The sequence below is a fragment of the Flavobacterium caeni genome (assembly GCF_900101895.1).
Lineage (GTDB): Bacteria > Bacteroidota > Bacteroidia > Flavobacteriales > Flavobacteriaceae > Flavobacterium > Flavobacterium caeni.
The window spans coordinates 42,903-59,248 of record NZ_FMVF01000011.1 but is presented as its reverse complement, the minus strand read 5'-3'; the positions used below and the strand labels follow the sequence as shown (position 1 = coordinate 59,248).

The window sequence follows — 16,346 nt, the reverse complement described above, 5'->3', positions numbered from 1 at the left end:
GCCATGTCGAATGCAAAGCGTGCCTTTCGCCGGGCATTTAAACAGCTATTTTCCGAAAAATTTGCCGAGCAGGCCGCCAAGCCCTCCTTTTTTGTTGACCGCGGCCATGGCATCGCCCATATCGACCTTGCCGTCGTTGTTCTGATCCAAGCCAAATTGCGCCCCGTATTGCGAGATGGCATCCATCAAGCCGGAATTGTTCGATCCGCCGATGGCATTGACAATGTCCGATATCTGAAGGCTCGAATCATTAGGGTTCTTGGCCTTGCCGATCAGCGCCCCGAGCACTTTGGGCACAAGGCTGCCCGCGAGTCCGGACGCCGTTGCACTGTCCAACCCGAATTTGGCCCCGAGATTGCCCGATAACTGTTGAGAGAGTTGCTGTACCACGGCATTGTTGCTCGATGCGGCATTGTCTCCCTGAAAAATCTCCGCCAATTGTTGCGTACCGCCTTGGGAAAGTACTTGTTGCAACCCTGTGAAAATAGAGCTTGAAGCCTCGTCCAAAACCTCTTGGTTGTATTGGTTTGGTACCGCGTTGTTGTTGACTATGGCGTCGTCGCCATATTGTTTGACTAAAGCCGAAAGTTGGTCGAGCATACCGATTGAATTTAAAGGTTACCCAAATGTAGCAAATAAAAATTAAGATTCCAACTTGAGCAAACTGATGATTTGGCCCGCCAGTTCGGTCCCGATACGGTCTTGCGCTTCGAGCGTGGCCGCCCCGATGTGCGGTGTCAACGAAACTTTGGGGTGCATCAGCACCTGAATCGCCGGGGTAGGTTCTTCCTCGAACACATCAAGGCCAGCAAAAGCCACCTTGCCCGAATCGAGCGCGTCAATGAGCGCCACCTCGTCGATGACCCCGCCGCGCGAGCAATTTACAATGCCCACACCGTCCTTCATCGCATCGAGTTCGGCCGCGCCAATGACATAGCCATCCTGCGCCGGAACGTGCAGCGTGATAAAATCAGAATGTTTAAAGATGTCCTCGATGGGTTCGGTCACGATGTCGACGTTGATGAACTGGCCGTTGTAAAAATCGACCTTGATTTCGGCATTGCCTACAAATTTATCCGACGCTATGACCTTCATTCCCAATCCGAGCCCGATCTTGGCCACGGCCGTGCCGATACGTCCAAAACCGATGACACCCAAGGTCTTGCCGCGCAACTCGATCCCGTTCGCATAGGTTTTTTTCAGCGATTCAAACTTCGTGTCGCCCTCAAGCGGCATGTTGCGGTTGGCGTCATACAAAAAACGCACGCCGCTGAACAAATGCGCGAACACCAGCTCGGCCACCGATTCGCTCGAAGACGCGGGCGTATTGATCACGTGGATGCCTTTCGAACGCGCATAGTCGACGTCGATATTGTCCATCCCTACGCCGCCGCGCCCGATGATTTTCAAACCGGGACAATTATCAATAATGTCCTGACGCACCTTGGTCGCGCTGCGTACCAGCAACACCGAAACGGCATTCGCATTGATATAATTGGCCACTTGCTCTTGTGCCACCTTGGTCGTGATGACTTCAAATCCGCCCTTTTCGAGTGCTTGGATGCCGCTTTTAGAGAGGCCGTCGTTGGCTAATACCTTCATTGTTTATTCTTTATTTTTATTGTTTATTGGGCGGACATTTCCCGCTTTCTGCTGCAATCTTTTACGGCCTCGCTGGCGCTCGGCCGCAAAAGGATTTTCGCGTCAATCGGGGCCGCGGTCAGTTTTAACCAGAAACTTTTTGCTCAAATTCGCGCATCACGTCCACCAAAACCTGTACGCTTTCGAGCGGCAAGGCGTTGTACATCGAGGCGCGGTAGCCGCCCACAGAACGGTGTCCGGTGAGGCCAGAAATTCCTGCGGCTTTCCACATTTCGTCAAAAACAGGCGCGTGGCTTTCGTCGGCCAGCACAAACGTGGCGTTCATCACGCTGCGGTCTTCGTTGACGGCCGTGCCTTTGAACAACGGGTTGCGGTCGATTTCATTGTACAACAGTTCGGCCTTGGCGTTGTTGATTTGCTCGATCGCCGCAATACCGCCCAGGTTCTTGAGCCATTGCAACGTCAAAAGCGAGGTATACACCGCAAAAACCGGCGGCGTGTTGTACATGCTTTCTTTTTCGATGTGTTGCTGCAAATTGAGCATGTTCGGGATTTGTCGTCCCGTTTTGCCCAAGATCGATTCCTTGACCACCACCAGCGTCACACCCGCAGGGCCCATGTTTTTTTGCGCGCCTGCATAAATCAAATCGAATTTTGAAAAATCCATTTGGCGCGAAAAAATGTCCGAACTCATGTCGCACACCATCGGGATGCCGGTGTTGGGGAACGTCTTCATTTGCGTCCCGAAGATGGTGTTGTTCGAAGTGCAATGAAAATAGTCGGCGTCGGTGGGAACCGTATAATCTTTAGGAATGTAACTAAAATTCTGGTCTTTGGACGACGCCACGACCACGGTTTCGCCAAAGGCTTTGGCTTCCTTGATCGCTCCGGCCGCCCAGGTTCCTGTTTCAAGATAGGCCGCCTTTCCCGCCTTGGTCATCAGGTTGTAGGGCGTCATCAAAAACTCGAGGCTGGCGCCGCCGTGCAAAAACAACGCCTGGTAGCCTTTGCCGGTCAAACCAAGCAGGTCGAGTGCAAGGGCGCGCGCTTGTTCCATCACGGCGATGAAATCTTTGCTGCGGTGCGAAATCTCGAGGATCGACAAGCCCGAGCCGTTAAAATCGAGTATGGCCGCCGCCGATTTTTGAAAGACTTCCTGCGGCAAAATGCACGGTCCCGCGCTGTAGTTGTGTTTTTTCATGGTCGCAAAATTGAGCGACAAATTTCGGAAACACAAACAAAATCGCCGAATCGATTGGCTGCGATTTATCCGATATTATTAACAAAAACGATGTAGTTGATAATTACGGAAAGGTTAATTTTTGATGATTTTATGGGTTTGGGTGTGGCTTTTTCTTATTTGGTTTGAACCTGTACATTTTAACGGATAAAAATTTGCAGAGACGATGCCGCTTAAAATTGCGTCAAAAAATCTACCGTATCCACATTATCCGCATAATCCCACAATTCCGGTTTTTGCGTTTTTCCGAACGGTACTTCGTGTGCCACGAGTCCTTTGGCCACGATGCACTGAATCTGGTCTTTGTCGGTGTCCAAACGGGTTTCGACGTCGGTTAGGTCGTCATAAAACTCATAGAACACGCTCGAAATCGGCGAGGCGTAACTCGTGTCTTCCTTGATGGTCAAAAAGCCGTTGTCGAGCAGTTTAAAGTTACTCATCAAAAAAACCGCCTTGTTGTAATCATAGTTGTTGGCGTATTTTTCGTACTGGATCACGTCCTGGTATTCGAACATCGCCTTGAAAAAAGCATCGAAATTGTAGTTTTTCGGAACAAAAAGTTTAGAAACGTTGCGGCATCCGAGCCCAAAATAACGGAAAATATCTTCGCCCAGCGCGACGAGCTGTTCGTGCGATTCGTTGCCATCCAAAACCGCGACCGAGTTTCTGCTCTTGCGGATGATGGCCGGTTTGTCCTTGAAATAATACTCGAAATAGCGTGCAGTGTTGTTGCTGCCCGTGGCGATGACGGCGTCAAAGTTCTCGAGCTTGCCATCGGTAAACGTGATCGACGACGCCAGGTTGGGATCGACGGCAATCAGGTATTCGGCCAAAAATGGCAGCAAATGCTGGTCGTTCGACGAGGTTTTGACGAGTGCTTTGTGTCCAACAATCAGCACAGAAAGAAAATCGTGAAAGCCCACCAGCGGAATGTTTCCGGCCAAGATGAGTCCGATGGTTTTGGGTTTTACGCCCGACAAATCATAACGCGAAAGCCATCGTTCGATATTTTGCTCGGTCAAGGCCTCGGCCCAAGATGCAATCGCAAAATAAACCTGTTCGGGCGTATACCAACCGTTGTGCGATTGCGACAAATTGATCAAGCTCACGAAACGATCGAAAAACGCCTCGTTGTGCGGTACGTCGGGATTTTTTTGCGATTTTTCCAAACTAAATTGAAGTAGGAATTTTCCGAGCGTGACAAAACTATTTTTTCGGGCCGCGATTGTTGTCATTTTTGATTTGCGTATGAATGGATTTGGACGTAATTTTGCACAAAATTAAAGCATTTAAGGATAACGGGCAATTGCGATCCCGAAATCTAAAATCTAAATCCAAATTCACGATGGCAATCATCATCACCGACGAGTGTATCAACTGCGGGGCTTGCGAACCCGAGTGTCCGAACACGGCCATTTATGAAGGCGCCGACGACTGGCGTTACAAAGACGGTACTTCGTTGCGCGGCAGCATTGTTTTGCCCACGGGTGAGCAAGTCGATGCCGAGGCGCCGCAGATCCCGATATCGGACGATATTTACTACATCGTTCCGTCCAAATGTACCGAGTGCAAAGGGTTCCACGATGAGCCGCAGTGCGCCGCCGTTTGTCCGGTAGATTGTTGCGTGCCCGACGACAACCATGTCGAATCGGACGAAACGCTGCTCAACCGGCAGGCGTTCCTGCACAACGAGTAATAAAAAAATCCCGGGATTACCGGGATTCTTCTTTTTCATAGCAAATATTTTTAACGGACGCGCGTGAACTTTTCGATGCTCACCTTGTCCGATTTGTCGTCATAGGTCTCGAGTACAAAGTTGCCCTCGGTGTCAAAGTAACCCACCGCGGTTTGGTCTTTCGAGCGGTAGATGTAGCTGTTGGTAGAGGTCGAACGCAACAAGGCCGGTTTTTTGAGTTGGTCCGACGTTACGCGGTACCCCATCGGATCCAGCGCCAGCGTGTATTTGTTGCCCGAAGTCGACGTGTATACGGCAGAACGGTCTACGTTTACCGTTCTGGTCGAACCGTCGGGGTTGGTGATCGAAGTGGTTTCTAACACCTGTGTCGGGGTTGTGGCCATTTCCTTGTTCAACGGATCGCCCGCCGTTTCTTTGAATTTGATGTCCTGCGCTTCGGTCTTTTTTTGTTCTTTGACGACTTGTTTTTCGCCTTCAGAATCCTTGATGGTCGTTACGGTGGTTTTGGACGTTTGGGTTACATTGGTATTTTGCGCTTGCACGGTCATCGCAAAAAGCAAGGCAACCGCGCCTAAAATCATTTTTTTCATCTTGTTGTGTTTTTGGTTATATCGCAAAGTTATCCGATGCCGCGGCGTTGCCGGTTACAGAATTAGTTTTTACTTTTATATAATTCTTTGGCTTGCAAAAAATGGCGTATATTTGCACACTTTTTAAACAAAAACGCAGCAACGCTAAACCTTATGAAAGCAGGAATCGTCGGATTGCCGAACGTCGGAAAATCAACCTTGTTCAACTGTTTGTCCAACGCCAAGGCGCAAAGTGCCAACTTTCCGTTTTGTACGATCGAACCCAATGTGGGTGTCGTGAATGTACCCGATCCGCGTATCGCCAAGCTCGAAGAACTCGTCAAACCCGAGCGCGTCGTGATGGCCACGGTAGATATTGTCGACATCGCCGGATTGGTGAAAGGTGCGTCAAAAGGCGAGGGGCTCGGGAACCAATTTTTGGGCAACATCCGCGAGTGCAATGCCATCATCCATGTGCTGCGCTGTTTTGACAACGACAACATCGTGCACGTAGACGGCAACGTCAATCCTATCCGCGACAAGGAAACCATCGACATCGAACTCCAGCTCAAGGATTTGGAAACCGTCGAAAAACGACTCGAAAAAACCAACCGTTCGGCCAAGACGGGCAACAAAGAAGCCATTGCCGAGAAAGACTTGCTCGACCGCATCCGCGAAGCGCTGTTGTCGGCCAAATCGGCGCGTACGGTACAACCCAAGAACCAGGACGAAGAAGCCTTGATGGAGGATTTTCAGCTCATCACGACCAAACCGGTACTTTATGTGTGCAACGTAGACGAAGGATCGGCTGCCACCGGAAACGCCTATGTAGACCAGGTGCGCGAGATGGTCAAGGACGAAAATGCCGAAGTAATCGTGCTGGCCGTAGGAACCGAAGCCGACATCACCGAACTCGAAACCTACGAAGAACGCCAGATGTTCCTCGAAGATTTAGGCCTGACCGAACCGGGCGCGTCGGTACTCATCCGCGCGGCCTACAAACTGCTCAAACAACAAACCTATTTTACCGCAGGCGTCAAGGAAGTACGCGCCTGGACCATCACCATCGGCGATACCGCGCCACAAGCCGCGGGCGTGATCCACACCGATTTCGAAAAAGGATTTATCCGCGCCGAGGTCATCGCCTACGACGACTATGTAAGTTTCGGCACCGAGGCCAAGGTCAAGGAAGCGGGCAAACTGCGCGTCGAAGGCAAGGAATATATTGTCAAGGACGGCGATGTGATGCATTTCCGTTTTAACGTTTAATTGAAAGATTAAAAAATTTAAAGATTGAAAGATTCCGCTGTTTGGCGGATTTTTTTTTGGGCGTGTGGCGGCTTGCCGCAAGCTGATCGCATGCGCCAAGCCGCCACCGCGCTTTCGGCCGCACGCGGTGCCTGCCTCTATCGCTCACGCGGCATCCGGGTTTGCGAACAACTTCGTATATTAGTAGCAACATTATCATCCATCCGAAAAAAAACTCGAAATGAAGATCATCGCTTTCGGCGCCAGCCCATCCAAAAAATCCATCAACAAAAAACTCGCGACCTATGCCGCATCGTTGTTCGAAAACGCCACGGTCGAGGTGCTCGATTTCAACGATTTCGAAATGCCGCTTTTTAGTGTAGACAAAGAAGCCGAAATCGGGCAGCATCCGCTCGCGCAACAATTCCTCGACAAAATTGCAGGTGCCGATGTGTTGGTCGTTTCAATGGCCGAGAACAACGGCAATTACTCGGCGGCGTTCAAGAATACGTTCGATTGGGCCTCGCGCATTAACGTAAAAGTGTTCCAGGAAAAACCGATGTTGCTCATGGCTACGTCGCCGGGCGGCAGGGGCGGGGCATCGGTGTTGGGTATCGCCGAGACTTTGTTTCCGCGGTATGGGGCGCAAATCAAAGCCACTTTTTCGCTGCCTAAATTCCACGAGCATTTCGACCTCGAGAAAAACAAAATAGGTGATCCCGAACTCGATGCGCAGCTCAGGCAAATCGTGGCCAATTTTAGCATCGGTTAACAATTTTCGGCAAGATGTTTGACCGATGGCGCGTCATGACGAAGAACCTAGAAACCATTGTTTTGCTGCTGCTTGTTTCGGTATCGGCATGGGCCCAAGACTATGCAAGGGTCGACAACCTCGTCAAAACCTATCCCAAATCGTTTTCGAATCCAAAGAAGCTCGCCGCGCAAATCAACCAAGATTTCACGACCGAAACCGACAAGGTGCGTGCGGCGTATACCTGGATCGCGCTCAACATCAACTACGACCTCAAGGCTTACCAATCGGGCGAAAGCATGGTCGCCTATACCTATTCGAGCCCAGCCGACCGTTTGGCCAAGGAACAAGCCTATCGCGGGAAGATCGGGGCCAAGACCTTGCGGACCAAAAAGGGCGTTTGTCAGGATTATTCGGCGTTGTTCCACTTGGTATGCGACGACATAGGCGTAAAATGCATCGACATCATGGGCACGTCCAAAGCGCACCCCGCGCAAATCGGGAAGTTGCCCAAGGCAAGCGACCACCAATGGAACGCGGTCAAGGTTGGCGACAACTGGAAATTGATCGATGTGACCTGGGCCTCGGGCAGCGTCGATACGCAAACGGGCAAGTTCGTCACCGATTTCAATCCGGCTTATTTTTTTACCGATCCCAATGTTTTTTTCCTGAACCATTTTCCCGATGACAAACGGCTTTTGATGATCGACAAAACTGAGCAGGATTTTGCCGCGTTGCCGTTGTATTACGGGCCTTACATCAAAAGCAATTACGAATTTGCGTCGCCCGAATTCGGGATCATTTTGATTGCGAAAACCAGCGTAATCCCCTTCCAGATCATCGATTTCCCAGGCGGAAGGATTTCCTATGCGTTTACCAGCGAAGGCCGGGTACGCGACATCGACCCTGTCAAAAAAGGCAATGCGACCGAGTTTTCCATAGCGCTCAACGCCAGAAGCCGCGGATACTTGACGATTTATGTAGACCAGATGGCGGTGGTGACGTATAAGATTGAAAGATAATTGTTTATTTTTATTGTTATTTTTTATTGGTTGTGCTCGCGGATTTTTTTTGAAAATTACAGATTTTCTGTACCGGATCTTCGTTTTAAAAATGTATTTTTACCGTAGGGAAGGGGGCTATGAAGGTATCCCCTACGAAATTAAAAAATAGCTTGGATACAGATTTTCTGTACATTTTGTTAAAGTTTTCAATTTGCGGAGTTCCCATCTTTTCCTCGATAGTGTTTAGCGATTTTTGCGACAATTTTTCGTTGTTTCAAGACACTAAATTCTTTGCGGTGTTTGCGTGAGCGATGGAAATGAAAATCCTTTTGCGAGGAACGAGCAAAAGATATAGCGGACAGCGCGACGGCGCCCGAGAAATCCCAATCAAAGCAACAAACTTCTGCGCCGGCACGCCCAAATAAAAAATAACAATAGAAAATTCCAAATCCCAAACTCCAACACAAACGATTGGAATTTGGTGCTTGGAATTTGGAATTTTTTGTCAATATCGTATTGATAACTTTAACGCCATCCCTTTTGCTTTCTGGCGTCGCTGCCTTAAATTAGCAAAAATCACAACCCCGCATGGCAGAAACGCAGTATACCGAAGACAACATACGATCGCTCGACTGGAAAGAGCACATCCGGATGCGTCCCGGCATGTACATCGGCAAGCTGGGCGACGGTTCGAGCCCCGACGACGGCATCTACATTCTCTTGAAGGAAGTCATCGACAACTGTATCGACGAATTCGTCATGGGCGCGGGCAAAACCATCGAAGTCACGATCAAGGACAAAACAGTTTCGGTACGCGATTACGGTCGTGGGATTCCACTCGGCAAGGTGGTCGATGTGGTGTCCAAGATGAACACGGGCGGTAAATACGATTCGCTCGCGTTCAAGAAATCGGTCGGGCTCAACGGCGTCGGTACCAAGGCGGTGAACGCGTTGTCGAATTATTTCCGCGTAGAATCGGTCCGCGACGACAAACAAAAAGCCGCCGAATTCTCTGCCGGAAACCTGACGCTTGAAGAAGACGTCATCGACACCACCAAACGCAAGGGCACCAAAGTTGTCTTCGTTCCCGACGATACGATTTTCAAGAACTACAAATTCCGCAACGAGTACGTCGTCAAAATGCTCAAGAACTATTGTTATTTGAACAATGGTTTGACCATCATTTACAACGGCGAAAAATACTATTCCGAGAATGGCCTCAAGGATTTGCTGGCCGAGACGATCCACGTCGAAGACCAGGAATACCCGATCATCCACCTCAAAGGCGACGACATCGAAATTGCGATGACGCACTCCAAAACGCAATACAGCGAGGAGTATTATTCGTTCGTCAACGGGCAAAACACCACGCAGGGCGGTACGCATTTGGCGGCTTTTCGTGAAGCGGCGGTCAAAACCATCCGCGAATTTTACAACAAACCGTTCGAAGGTTCCGACATCCGAAAGTCGATCGTGAGCGCGATTTCGGTCAAGGTCATGGAGCCGGTGTTCGAGTCGCAAACCAAAACCAAATTGGGCTCGACCGAGATGGGGCCGGGGCTCACCACCGTCCGTACGTTCATCAACGACTTCGTCAAGACCAACCTCGACAACTTTTTGCACAAAAATCCGGAAGTAGCCGATGCGTTGTTGCGCAAGATCCTGCAAGCCGAACGCGAACGCAAAGAACTCTCGGGCATCCGCAAACTCGCGCGCGACAGGGCCAAGAAAGCCAGTTTGCACAACAAAAAACTACGCGATTGCCGCGTTCACCTGACCGATACGAAAAACCCGAAATCGCTCGAAAGCACGCTGTTCATCACCGAGGGCGACTCGGCATCGGGTTCGATCACCAAATCGCGCGACGTCAACACCCAAGCGGTATTCAGTTTGCGGGGTAAGCCTTTGAATTCGTACGGCATGACCAAAAAAATCGTCTACGAAAACGAAGAGTTCAACCTGTTGCAGGCCGCGCTCGACATCGAGGACGAGATGGAAAACCTGCGCTACAACAACATCGTCATCGCCACCGACGCCGATGTAGACGGCATGCACATCCGCCTGCTGCTCATCACGTTTTTCCTGCAGTTTTTCCCCGAACTCATCAAGGAAAACCACCTGTACATCCTGCAAACGCCGCTGTTCCGCGTCCGCAATAAAAAAGAAACAATTTACTGCTACAGCGAGGAAGAGCGCGTGGCGGCCATCGAAAAATTAAAACCAAAGCCCGAAATCACGCGATTCAAAGGTTTGGGAGAAATCTCGCCCGACGAGTTCGTACATTTTATCGGCGACGACATCCGTCTCGACCCCGTGATGCTCGACGGCGCCACGTCTATCGAGACGCTGTTGGAGTTTTACATGGGCAAGAACACGCCAGACCGTCAGGATTTCATCATCAACAATTTGAAGGTAGAAATCGACGCGGTCGAAAGTTAGTCGAAAGTCAAAAGTCATAAATTCGTAAAGGCAAGCTGACCGAGGTTTTTGGCGATAATTAAATTTTGAATTTGGGCAGACAATTCCGGCTCTCCGCTTTATCTTTTACGGCCTCCGCTGCGCTGCGGCCGCAAAAGGATGCCGCTGCGATCCGGGCTGCACACCGTCATAAAATGAAGTCAGTAGTAAAATGATGCAAATTCGCTCGTTAGGCGATACGAAAAATGAGTCCATACATCTACATCAAAAAAAACGGATTTTACGTCAAATCGGGTAAGCTTGTAAAAATTGATCGCCCGCTTTCGTTTTATATGCTTCATGTTCCAAAATTCGAAAAAACATTGACTTTTTTTGATTTGATGAAGATTTTGAAAAAGCATGAACACGACGTCGACCAAACATTTTTGGCCTACACAAGAGGATTTAAATTCAATGCTTTTTACAATGAATCAATTTCAGAAGCTCATTTAAATGAAGATTTTACAATAAATCGACTGGAATTTTCATGGGCCGTGGATGTCGACAACTTCAAAGAATTTGGACCTCCGCTTTTTGAAATTACGGAGTATGTTAATCTTACAGGAAAGAAAAAGAACGACAAAGAAAACTATGGACTGGCTTTCGCAAATCTTTCTAATTTAAAGACTGCAACTTTCAAACTAAATACTAAGATTGAATACAGTAGATACAGTCATGGTGAAATCTGGGAAGAAAAAAAGCTCAAAAAGACGAAGTTTCTAAACGGTATCAAAGAATTTAAATTCGGAGAAGTGATTGGTTCTTTGTTATATGAAATCTCTTTTTTTGGCTACCCAAACGATAGGGATGAGAAATTCGATGAGTTGGACACGCGACGCGAAAATATGGATGACGAAGATTTTATTCCGCTCGAAAAAGTTCAATTGGATTGGAAACAAAAGAGTCTAATCGAATGGGAAAAGAAAAAAGATACCAAGCAAAAAACTTTAAAAATCGAAAAATTGCACAAGGAAATCGATTACTTGCGAACCAGATTAATAGAAATAGAAAATAGCAAATAGCCCAGATTATCGTCAATTGGCTAACGGTCGACTCGTTCGACTTTCGACATTTGGCATTCGACTAAAAATATGAGCGAAGAAGAACAAGAAGATTTGAATTTGAACGACAACGAAAATGAACTTCCGGCCGAAGGTGAAACTTCATCCGGCGATCATTTTTACGAACATAACGAAGTCAATCCCGAGGACACGATTACCAAGGTAACCGGTATGTACAAGGATTGGTTCCTCGATTACGCGTCCTATGTGATCCTCGAGCGCGCGGTGCCGGCCATCGAAGACGGTTTCAAACCCGTCCAGCGTCGCATCATGCACTCGCTCAAGGAACTTGACGACGGCCGTTACAACAAGGTCGCGAACGTGGTCGGGCACACGATGCAGTACCACCCACACGGCGATGCGAGTATCGGCGACGCGATGGTGCAAATCGGGCAAAAGGAATTGCTGATCGATACGCAGGGCAACTGGGGCAACATCCTCACGGGCGACGGCGCGGCGGCTTCGCGTTACATCGAGGCGCGTTTGTCCAAGTTCGCGCTAGAGGTTTTGTACAGCCCGAAAATCACCGAGTGGGGATTGTCCTACGACGGCCGTAAAGCCGAGCCGATCAATCTGCCGGTCAAATTCCCGTTGTTGCTCGCACAAGGCGCCGAGGGAATTGCCGTCGGTTTGTCCACCAAAGTGTTGCCGCACAATTTCAACGAGCTCATCGATGCGTCGATCCGCATCCTCAAAGGCAAATCGTTCCAGTTGTTCCCCGATTTCCAGACCGCGGGCATCGCCGATGTGACCAATTACAACGATGGTATGCGTGGCGGACGCGTTCGGGTGCGTGCCAAGATTGCGCAACTCGACAAATCGACGCTGGTTATTTCGCAGATTCCGTTTTCGACCAATACGACGTCGCTCATCGATTCGATCCTCAAAGCCAACGACAAAGGCAAGATCAAGATCAAAAAAATCGAGGACAACACTGCGGCCGATGTCGAAATCCTGATCCATTTGTTTCCGGGTGTTTCGCCCGATAAAACCATCGATGCTTTGTTTGCGTTTACCGCCTGCGAAACGTCGGTCGCGCCGCTGGGTTGTGTCATCGAGGACAACAAACCGCGGTTTGTCGGCGTGTCGGAGATGTTGCGCATTTCTACGATGCGTACCAAGGATTTGCTCAAGCAGGAACTCGAAATCCAATTGTCGGAACTCGAAGAACAATGGCATTTCCTGTCGCTCGAGCGCATCTTCATCGAAAACAAAATCTACCGATTGATCGAAGAGGAAAGCACACGCGAAGGCGTTATCAAGGCCGTCGACGATGGGCTCAAGCCACACGTCAAGCACCTCAAGCGCGCCGTGACCGAGGACGATATTCTGCGGTTGCTCGACATCCGCATCATGCGTATTTCCAAATACGATTCGAACAAGGCGCAGGACAAAATCGAAGCTTTGGAAGGCGACATCGAACAGGTCAAACACGATTTGGAACACCTGACGGATTACGCCATCGCTTATTTCACGCGGCTTAAGGAGAAATACGGCAAAGGCCGCGAACGCCAAACCGAACTGCGCATTTTCGACACGATCGAGGCAACCAAGGTCGTGTTGCGCAACACCAAGCTGTATGTCAACCGCGAGGAAGGTTTCATCGGCACGGGCCTCAAAAAAGACGAATTCGTGACCGAATGTTCCGATATCGACGATGTCATCGTGTTTTTGCGCGATGGTTCGATGTTGGTCACCAAAGTCGCCGAGAAGAACTTTGTGGGCAAGGACATCATCCACGTGGCGGTGTTCGACAAAAGCGACAAACGCACGATCTACAACATGATTTACCGCGACGGCAAATCGGGGCCTGCCTACATCAAACGTTTCAATGTGTCGGGCATCACGCGCGACAAGGCGTATGATTTGACCAACGAGAGCAAGGGTTCGCAGGTGTTGTATTTTTCGGCCAATCCGAACGGCGAGGCCGAAGTGATCACGATTTTGCTGCGGCAGATCGGCAACATCAAAAAACTCAAATGGGACGTCGATTTTGCCGACATGGCGATCAAGGGCCGCGCGTCTAAAGGCAACCTTGTTTCGAAATATCCGATCAAGAAAATCGAACTCAAGGAAAAAGGGATTTCGACGCTCAAACCGCGCAAGATTTGGTTCGACGATACGGTGCAAAAGCTCAATGTCGATGCGCGGGGCGAACTCTTGGGCGAATTCCGTCCGAACGACAAACTGCTCGTGATTTCGCAAGCGGGCAAGGTCAAGGTCATTGTACCCGAACTCACGACGCATTTCGACGAAGACATGGTGGTGCTTGAAAAGTGGATCCCTGCCAAACCTATTTCGGCCATTTATTACGACGGCGACAAGCAGCGCTATTTTGTCAAGCGTTTTTTGGTCGAGAACGAAACCAAGGAAGACAGTTTCATCACCGATCATGCCAGTTCGCAACTTGAAATCGTTTCGACCGACTACCGTCCCGTGGCCGAATTGGTGTTCGCGAAAGTCAAGGGCAACCAAAAAGAAAACCAAACCGTCGATATCGAGGCATTCATAACCGTCAAAGGATTCAAAGCGCTCGGCAACCAACTCACAACCGACAAGCTCAAACAGGTGAACCTGCTCGAGCCGTTGCCGTATGAGCCGCCGGTTGAGGAAGTACCCGAGCCTACGCCATCTGTAACTGAATCAGACGACGATACAGATGTCAATATGGATGACGATGGACAGGTGACTTTGTTTTGATATGCGTCGGGAAGTTGAATTTTACAGTTTTTCTGTAATCGATGTATCTTAAATAAATGTATTTTTACCGTAGGGAAGGGGGCTATGAAGGTATCCCCTACGAAATTAAAAAATAGGTTGGATACAGATTTTCTGTACATTTTGTTAAAGTTTTTCCCATTGCCCTTTTCGCCCTACCGAATATCTCGAACGACACCAAAACGCGTGAAACATAAAAAGCAAAAGACCGCCGAAGCGGTCTTTTTTATTGGTCCGAAAGCGATTCCATAAACGCAATCAAGGCTTGTTTTTCGTTCGCGGTCAAATTCAGCCGGTCGGGCGGAAGCGTTTGGTTTTCCAATTTGAATCCGAGTCCTACACCGCCGCCGCTGTCATAAAAATCGACGACTTCGGCCAGCGTGCGAAACGCGCCATTGTGCATGTACGGTGCCGTCTTCGCCACGTTACGAACCGTCGGGGTCTTGAATGCGCCGCGCAATTGCGGTAGTTGGTTTTGTTCATAACGGCCGGCATCGTTACTCTGCGCGCGGTTGGTGTGGTCTTGCGGCGTGCCGAGTACTTCCTGTTCGGTCTTGGCGTAAATCGGGGGTACCGTACCGTTGAATAGAGGTGTAAAGTGACACGTCGCGCATTTGGCCTTACCCATGAACAAATTCATGCCCTCGACTTCTTGGTTTGAAAGCGCTTTCAAATCGCCGCGCATGAATGCATCGAAACGCGAATTGAACTTTCCGAGCGTCCGGATGTAGGCCGCGATAGCGTTTTGTACGTGCCAATCCTCAATTTGTCCAGATTTCGGAAACGCCTTTTTGAAACCTTTGGAATACGTTGGGTTTGCCGATAGTTTTTTTGTGATTTGCACAAAATCGCCGTGCATCTCATCGGTGTTGCGGATCACGTCGACGCTTTGTTTTTCCAAATCGAGCTGGCGCAAATCCCAAAATTGCGCGTTTTGGAAAGCGGCATACGACAAGCTCGGTGTATTGCGCGTAAGACTGTGGCCGTTGAGCGCGGAATTCGTACGCAAACCATCGGTGAACGCTTTTTCTGGCTGATGGCATGTGGCGCAACTGCGCGATCCGTCGCCTGATAGTTGCGGGTCGTAGAAAAGCTTTTCGCCCAAGGCGACCTTTTGCGGATTGGTTTTGTATTCATTCGACGGGACGAACGCATCGGCGTCAAATGCCTGCCGATCGAACAAAGTAGGCGATTGGTTGCGCACGACGCGTTGTCGGGTCACCGTCTCCAAACGCGCCACCTGTTGAAATTCGGCCAACGAAGCACTGATCGGATTGGCGAAACGCACGATAAATTGCGCCCGGTCAAATGTATTGAAATCGGTGCGGTTGCAAAATAGTACAGCGTTCGAGATTTCGCGCCGTAGTTTTTCGGGAACCGGCGTTTTAAAATGTTCAAGCGTTTGCCCGATGGATTTCAGCGAGACCGCCGCTTCGGCAATCGAGGTGAACATGATTGGGCTGTCAAATCCCGTAATGCCAAGTGTGATGATCCGATAGGTTTGTTGGCGGAGTGCGTCGAGCGCCTGTGCGTCGCTGATCGAAATCGCCTCGAAATGACGGCGCGCTTGCTCGAGATTCGATCGTAGGATATCGATCTCGCGCAGGATTTCGGATTTGATCTTTGGGTCGTTTTCGGCAAGCAATTCTTCGATGACCTGAAATCCGGCGGGCGGAAACACGCGGTTCTCTTCAAACTCGATTTCATCGAGCGCCGGCCCGTTGACAAAGCGGCCCGTTTCTGGTTGGAAATATTCGAGCGCCCATTCGACGTTTTTGTAAGCGAGCCTGCTTTGGGAGAATGCCTGCACGACTTTTTTAGGATCGGTATCGGATTGGACCAGCTTTCGCAAATCGGTTACTTCGCGGTCAAGCGAGCGCCAATCTTCGAGCAAATGGTCTTTGAGGGTTTCGCGCGGCGCATCAGAACAGCCCATCAGCGCGAAAAAAAACAAGAGGAGAACAGTATTTTTCATCAAACCAAGACAGCCCCGCGAAAGG

13 protein-coding genes are annotated in these 16,346 nt (G+C 49.6%); 7 read left to right on the top strand and 6 right to left on the bottom strand.

Annotated elements, in window-relative coordinates; all coding sequences use genetic code 11:
* Positions 1-45: 45 nt before the first annotated feature.
* The 4 genes from BLP55_RS11665 to BLP55_RS11650 form a co-directional block, all read right to left on the bottom strand.
* Positions 46-600 (bottom strand): hypothetical protein, encoded by a 555-nt coding sequence (locus BLP55_RS11665; RefSeq protein ID WP_091144161.1) that lies wholly within the window; start codon positions 598-600, stop codon positions 46-48.
* Positions 601-642: 42 nt separating this feature from the next.
* Positions 643-1,602 carry a D-2-hydroxyacid dehydrogenase gene (locus BLP55_RS11660; protein WP_091144157.1) on the bottom strand — a complete coding sequence of 320 codons (960 nt, stop codon included), beginning with the start codon at positions 1,600-1,602 and terminating at the stop codon, positions 643-645.
* A 124-nt stretch (positions 1,603-1,726) separates the two neighbouring features.
* Positions 1,727-2,803, bottom strand: coding sequence for a 3-phosphoserine/phosphohydroxythreonine transaminase (serC, locus tag BLP55_RS11655; RefSeq protein ID WP_091144360.1), 1,077 nt, complete (start codon positions 2,801-2,803; stop codon positions 1,727-1,729).
* Positions 2,804-3,015: 212 nt separating this feature from the next.
* On the bottom strand, positions 3,016-4,077 hold the full coding sequence (locus BLP55_RS11650) for an acyl-CoA reductase (RefSeq protein WP_091144154.1): 1,062 nt from the start codon (positions 4,075-4,077) through the stop codon (positions 3,016-3,018).
* 110 nt (positions 4,078-4,187) lie between these two features.
* On the opposite strand from BLP55_RS11650, the gene BLP55_RS11645 reads away from it, so the two are divergent.
* Positions 4,188-4,538 carry a 4Fe-4S dicluster domain-containing protein gene (locus tag BLP55_RS11645; RefSeq protein ID WP_091144150.1) on the top strand — a complete coding sequence of 117 codons (351 nt, stop codon included), beginning with the start codon at positions 4,188-4,190 and terminating at the stop codon, positions 4,536-4,538.
* Between the two features lie 50 nt (positions 4,539-4,588).
* Here the strand turns inward: BLP55_RS11645 and BLP55_RS11640 are convergent, their stop codons facing one another.
* Positions 4,589-5,128, bottom strand: a complete 540-nt coding sequence (locus tag BLP55_RS11640; protein ID WP_091144146.1) for a hypothetical protein — start codon at positions 5,126-5,128, stop codon at positions 4,589-4,591.
* A gap of 153 nt (positions 5,129-5,281) precedes the next feature.
* Here BLP55_RS11640 and ychF point away from each other — a divergent pair, with 153 nt between their 5' ends.
* From ychF to BLP55_RS11610, 6 genes are all read left to right on the top strand, one after another.
* Positions 5,282-6,376, top strand: coding sequence for a redox-regulated ATPase YchF (ychF, locus tag BLP55_RS11635; protein WP_091144142.1), 1,095 nt, complete (start codon positions 5,282-5,284; stop codon positions 6,374-6,376).
* 220 nt (positions 6,377-6,596) lie between these two features.
* Positions 6,597-7,127, top strand: coding sequence for an NADPH-dependent FMN reductase (locus BLP55_RS11630; protein ID WP_091144138.1), 531 nt, complete (start codon positions 6,597-6,599; stop codon positions 7,125-7,127).
* Positions 7,128-7,162: 35 nt separating this feature from the next.
* Positions 7,163-8,128, top strand: a complete 966-nt coding sequence (locus BLP55_RS11625; RefSeq protein ID WP_211516827.1) for a transglutaminase domain-containing protein — start codon at positions 7,163-7,165, stop codon at positions 8,126-8,128.
* Between the two features lie 570 nt (positions 8,129-8,698).
* Positions 8,699-10,549, top strand: a complete 1,851-nt coding sequence (locus tag BLP55_RS11620) for a DNA topoisomerase IV subunit B (protein ID WP_091144132.1) — start codon at positions 8,699-8,701, stop codon at positions 10,547-10,549.
* A gap of 224 nt (positions 10,550-10,773) precedes the next feature.
* Positions 10,774-11,589 (top strand): hypothetical protein, encoded by an 816-nt coding sequence (locus BLP55_RS11615; RefSeq protein WP_091144128.1) that lies wholly within the window; start codon positions 10,774-10,776, stop codon positions 11,587-11,589.
* A 69-nt stretch (positions 11,590-11,658) separates the two neighbouring features.
* Positions 11,659-14,328 (top strand): DNA gyrase/topoisomerase IV subunit A, encoded by a 2,670-nt coding sequence (locus BLP55_RS11610; protein WP_091144123.1) that lies wholly within the window; start codon positions 11,659-11,661, stop codon positions 14,326-14,328.
* Between the two features lie 244 nt (positions 14,329-14,572).
* Here the strand turns inward: BLP55_RS11610 and BLP55_RS11605 are convergent, their stop codons facing one another.
* The gene (locus tag BLP55_RS11605) at positions 14,573-16,321 is read right to left on the bottom strand and encodes a cytochrome-c peroxidase (RefSeq protein WP_091144120.1); all 1,749 of its coding nucleotides are present in this window, start codon (positions 16,319-16,321) and stop codon (positions 14,573-14,575) included.
* Between the last annotated feature and the right edge of the window lie 25 nt (positions 16,322-16,346).

What these genes read in the sequence shown, in the direction of transcription:
- BLP55_RS11665 (WP_091144161.1), bottom strand. Translation starts at nt 600, where the DNA reads ATGCTCGACCAACTTTCGGCTTTAGTCAAACAATATGGCGACGACGCC.
- BLP55_RS11660 (WP_091144157.1), bottom strand. Translation starts at nt 1,602, where the DNA reads ATGAAGGTATTAGCCAACGACGGCCTCTCTAAAAGCGGCATCCAAGCA.
- serC (WP_091144360.1), bottom strand. Translation starts at nt 2,803, where the DNA reads ATGAAAAAACACAACTACAGCGCGGGACCGTGCATTTTGCCGCAGGAA.
- BLP55_RS11650 (WP_091144154.1), bottom strand. Translation starts at nt 4,077, where the DNA reads ATGACAACAATCGCGGCCCGAAAAAATAGTTTTGTCACGCTCGGAAAA.
- BLP55_RS11645 (WP_091144150.1), top strand. Translation starts at nt 4,188, where the DNA reads ATGGCAATCATCATCACCGACGAGTGTATCAACTGCGGGGCTTGCGAA.
- BLP55_RS11640 (WP_091144146.1), bottom strand. Translation starts at nt 5,128, where the DNA reads ATGAAAAAAATGATTTTAGGCGCGGTTGCCTTGCTTTTTGCGATGACC.
- ychF (WP_091144142.1), top strand. Translation starts at nt 5,282, where the DNA reads ATGAAAGCAGGAATCGTCGGATTGCCGAACGTCGGAAAATCAACCTTG.
- BLP55_RS11630 (WP_091144138.1), top strand. Translation starts at nt 6,597, where the DNA reads ATGAAGATCATCGCTTTCGGCGCCAGCCCATCCAAAAAATCCATCAAC.
- BLP55_RS11625 (WP_211516827.1), top strand. Translation starts at nt 7,163, where the DNA reads ATGACGAAGAACCTAGAAACCATTGTTTTGCTGCTGCTTGTTTCGGTA.
- BLP55_RS11620 (WP_091144132.1), top strand. Translation starts at nt 8,699, where the DNA reads ATGGCAGAAACGCAGTATACCGAAGACAACATACGATCGCTCGACTGG.
- BLP55_RS11615 (WP_091144128.1), top strand. Translation starts at nt 10,774, where the DNA reads ATGAGTCCATACATCTACATCAAAAAAAACGGATTTTACGTCAAATCG.
- BLP55_RS11610 (WP_091144123.1), top strand. Translation starts at nt 11,659, where the DNA reads ATGAGCGAAGAAGAACAAGAAGATTTGAATTTGAACGACAACGAAAAT.
- BLP55_RS11605 (WP_091144120.1), bottom strand. Translation starts at nt 16,321, where the DNA reads ATGAAAAATACTGTTCTCCTCTTGTTTTTTTTCGCGCTGATGGGCTGT.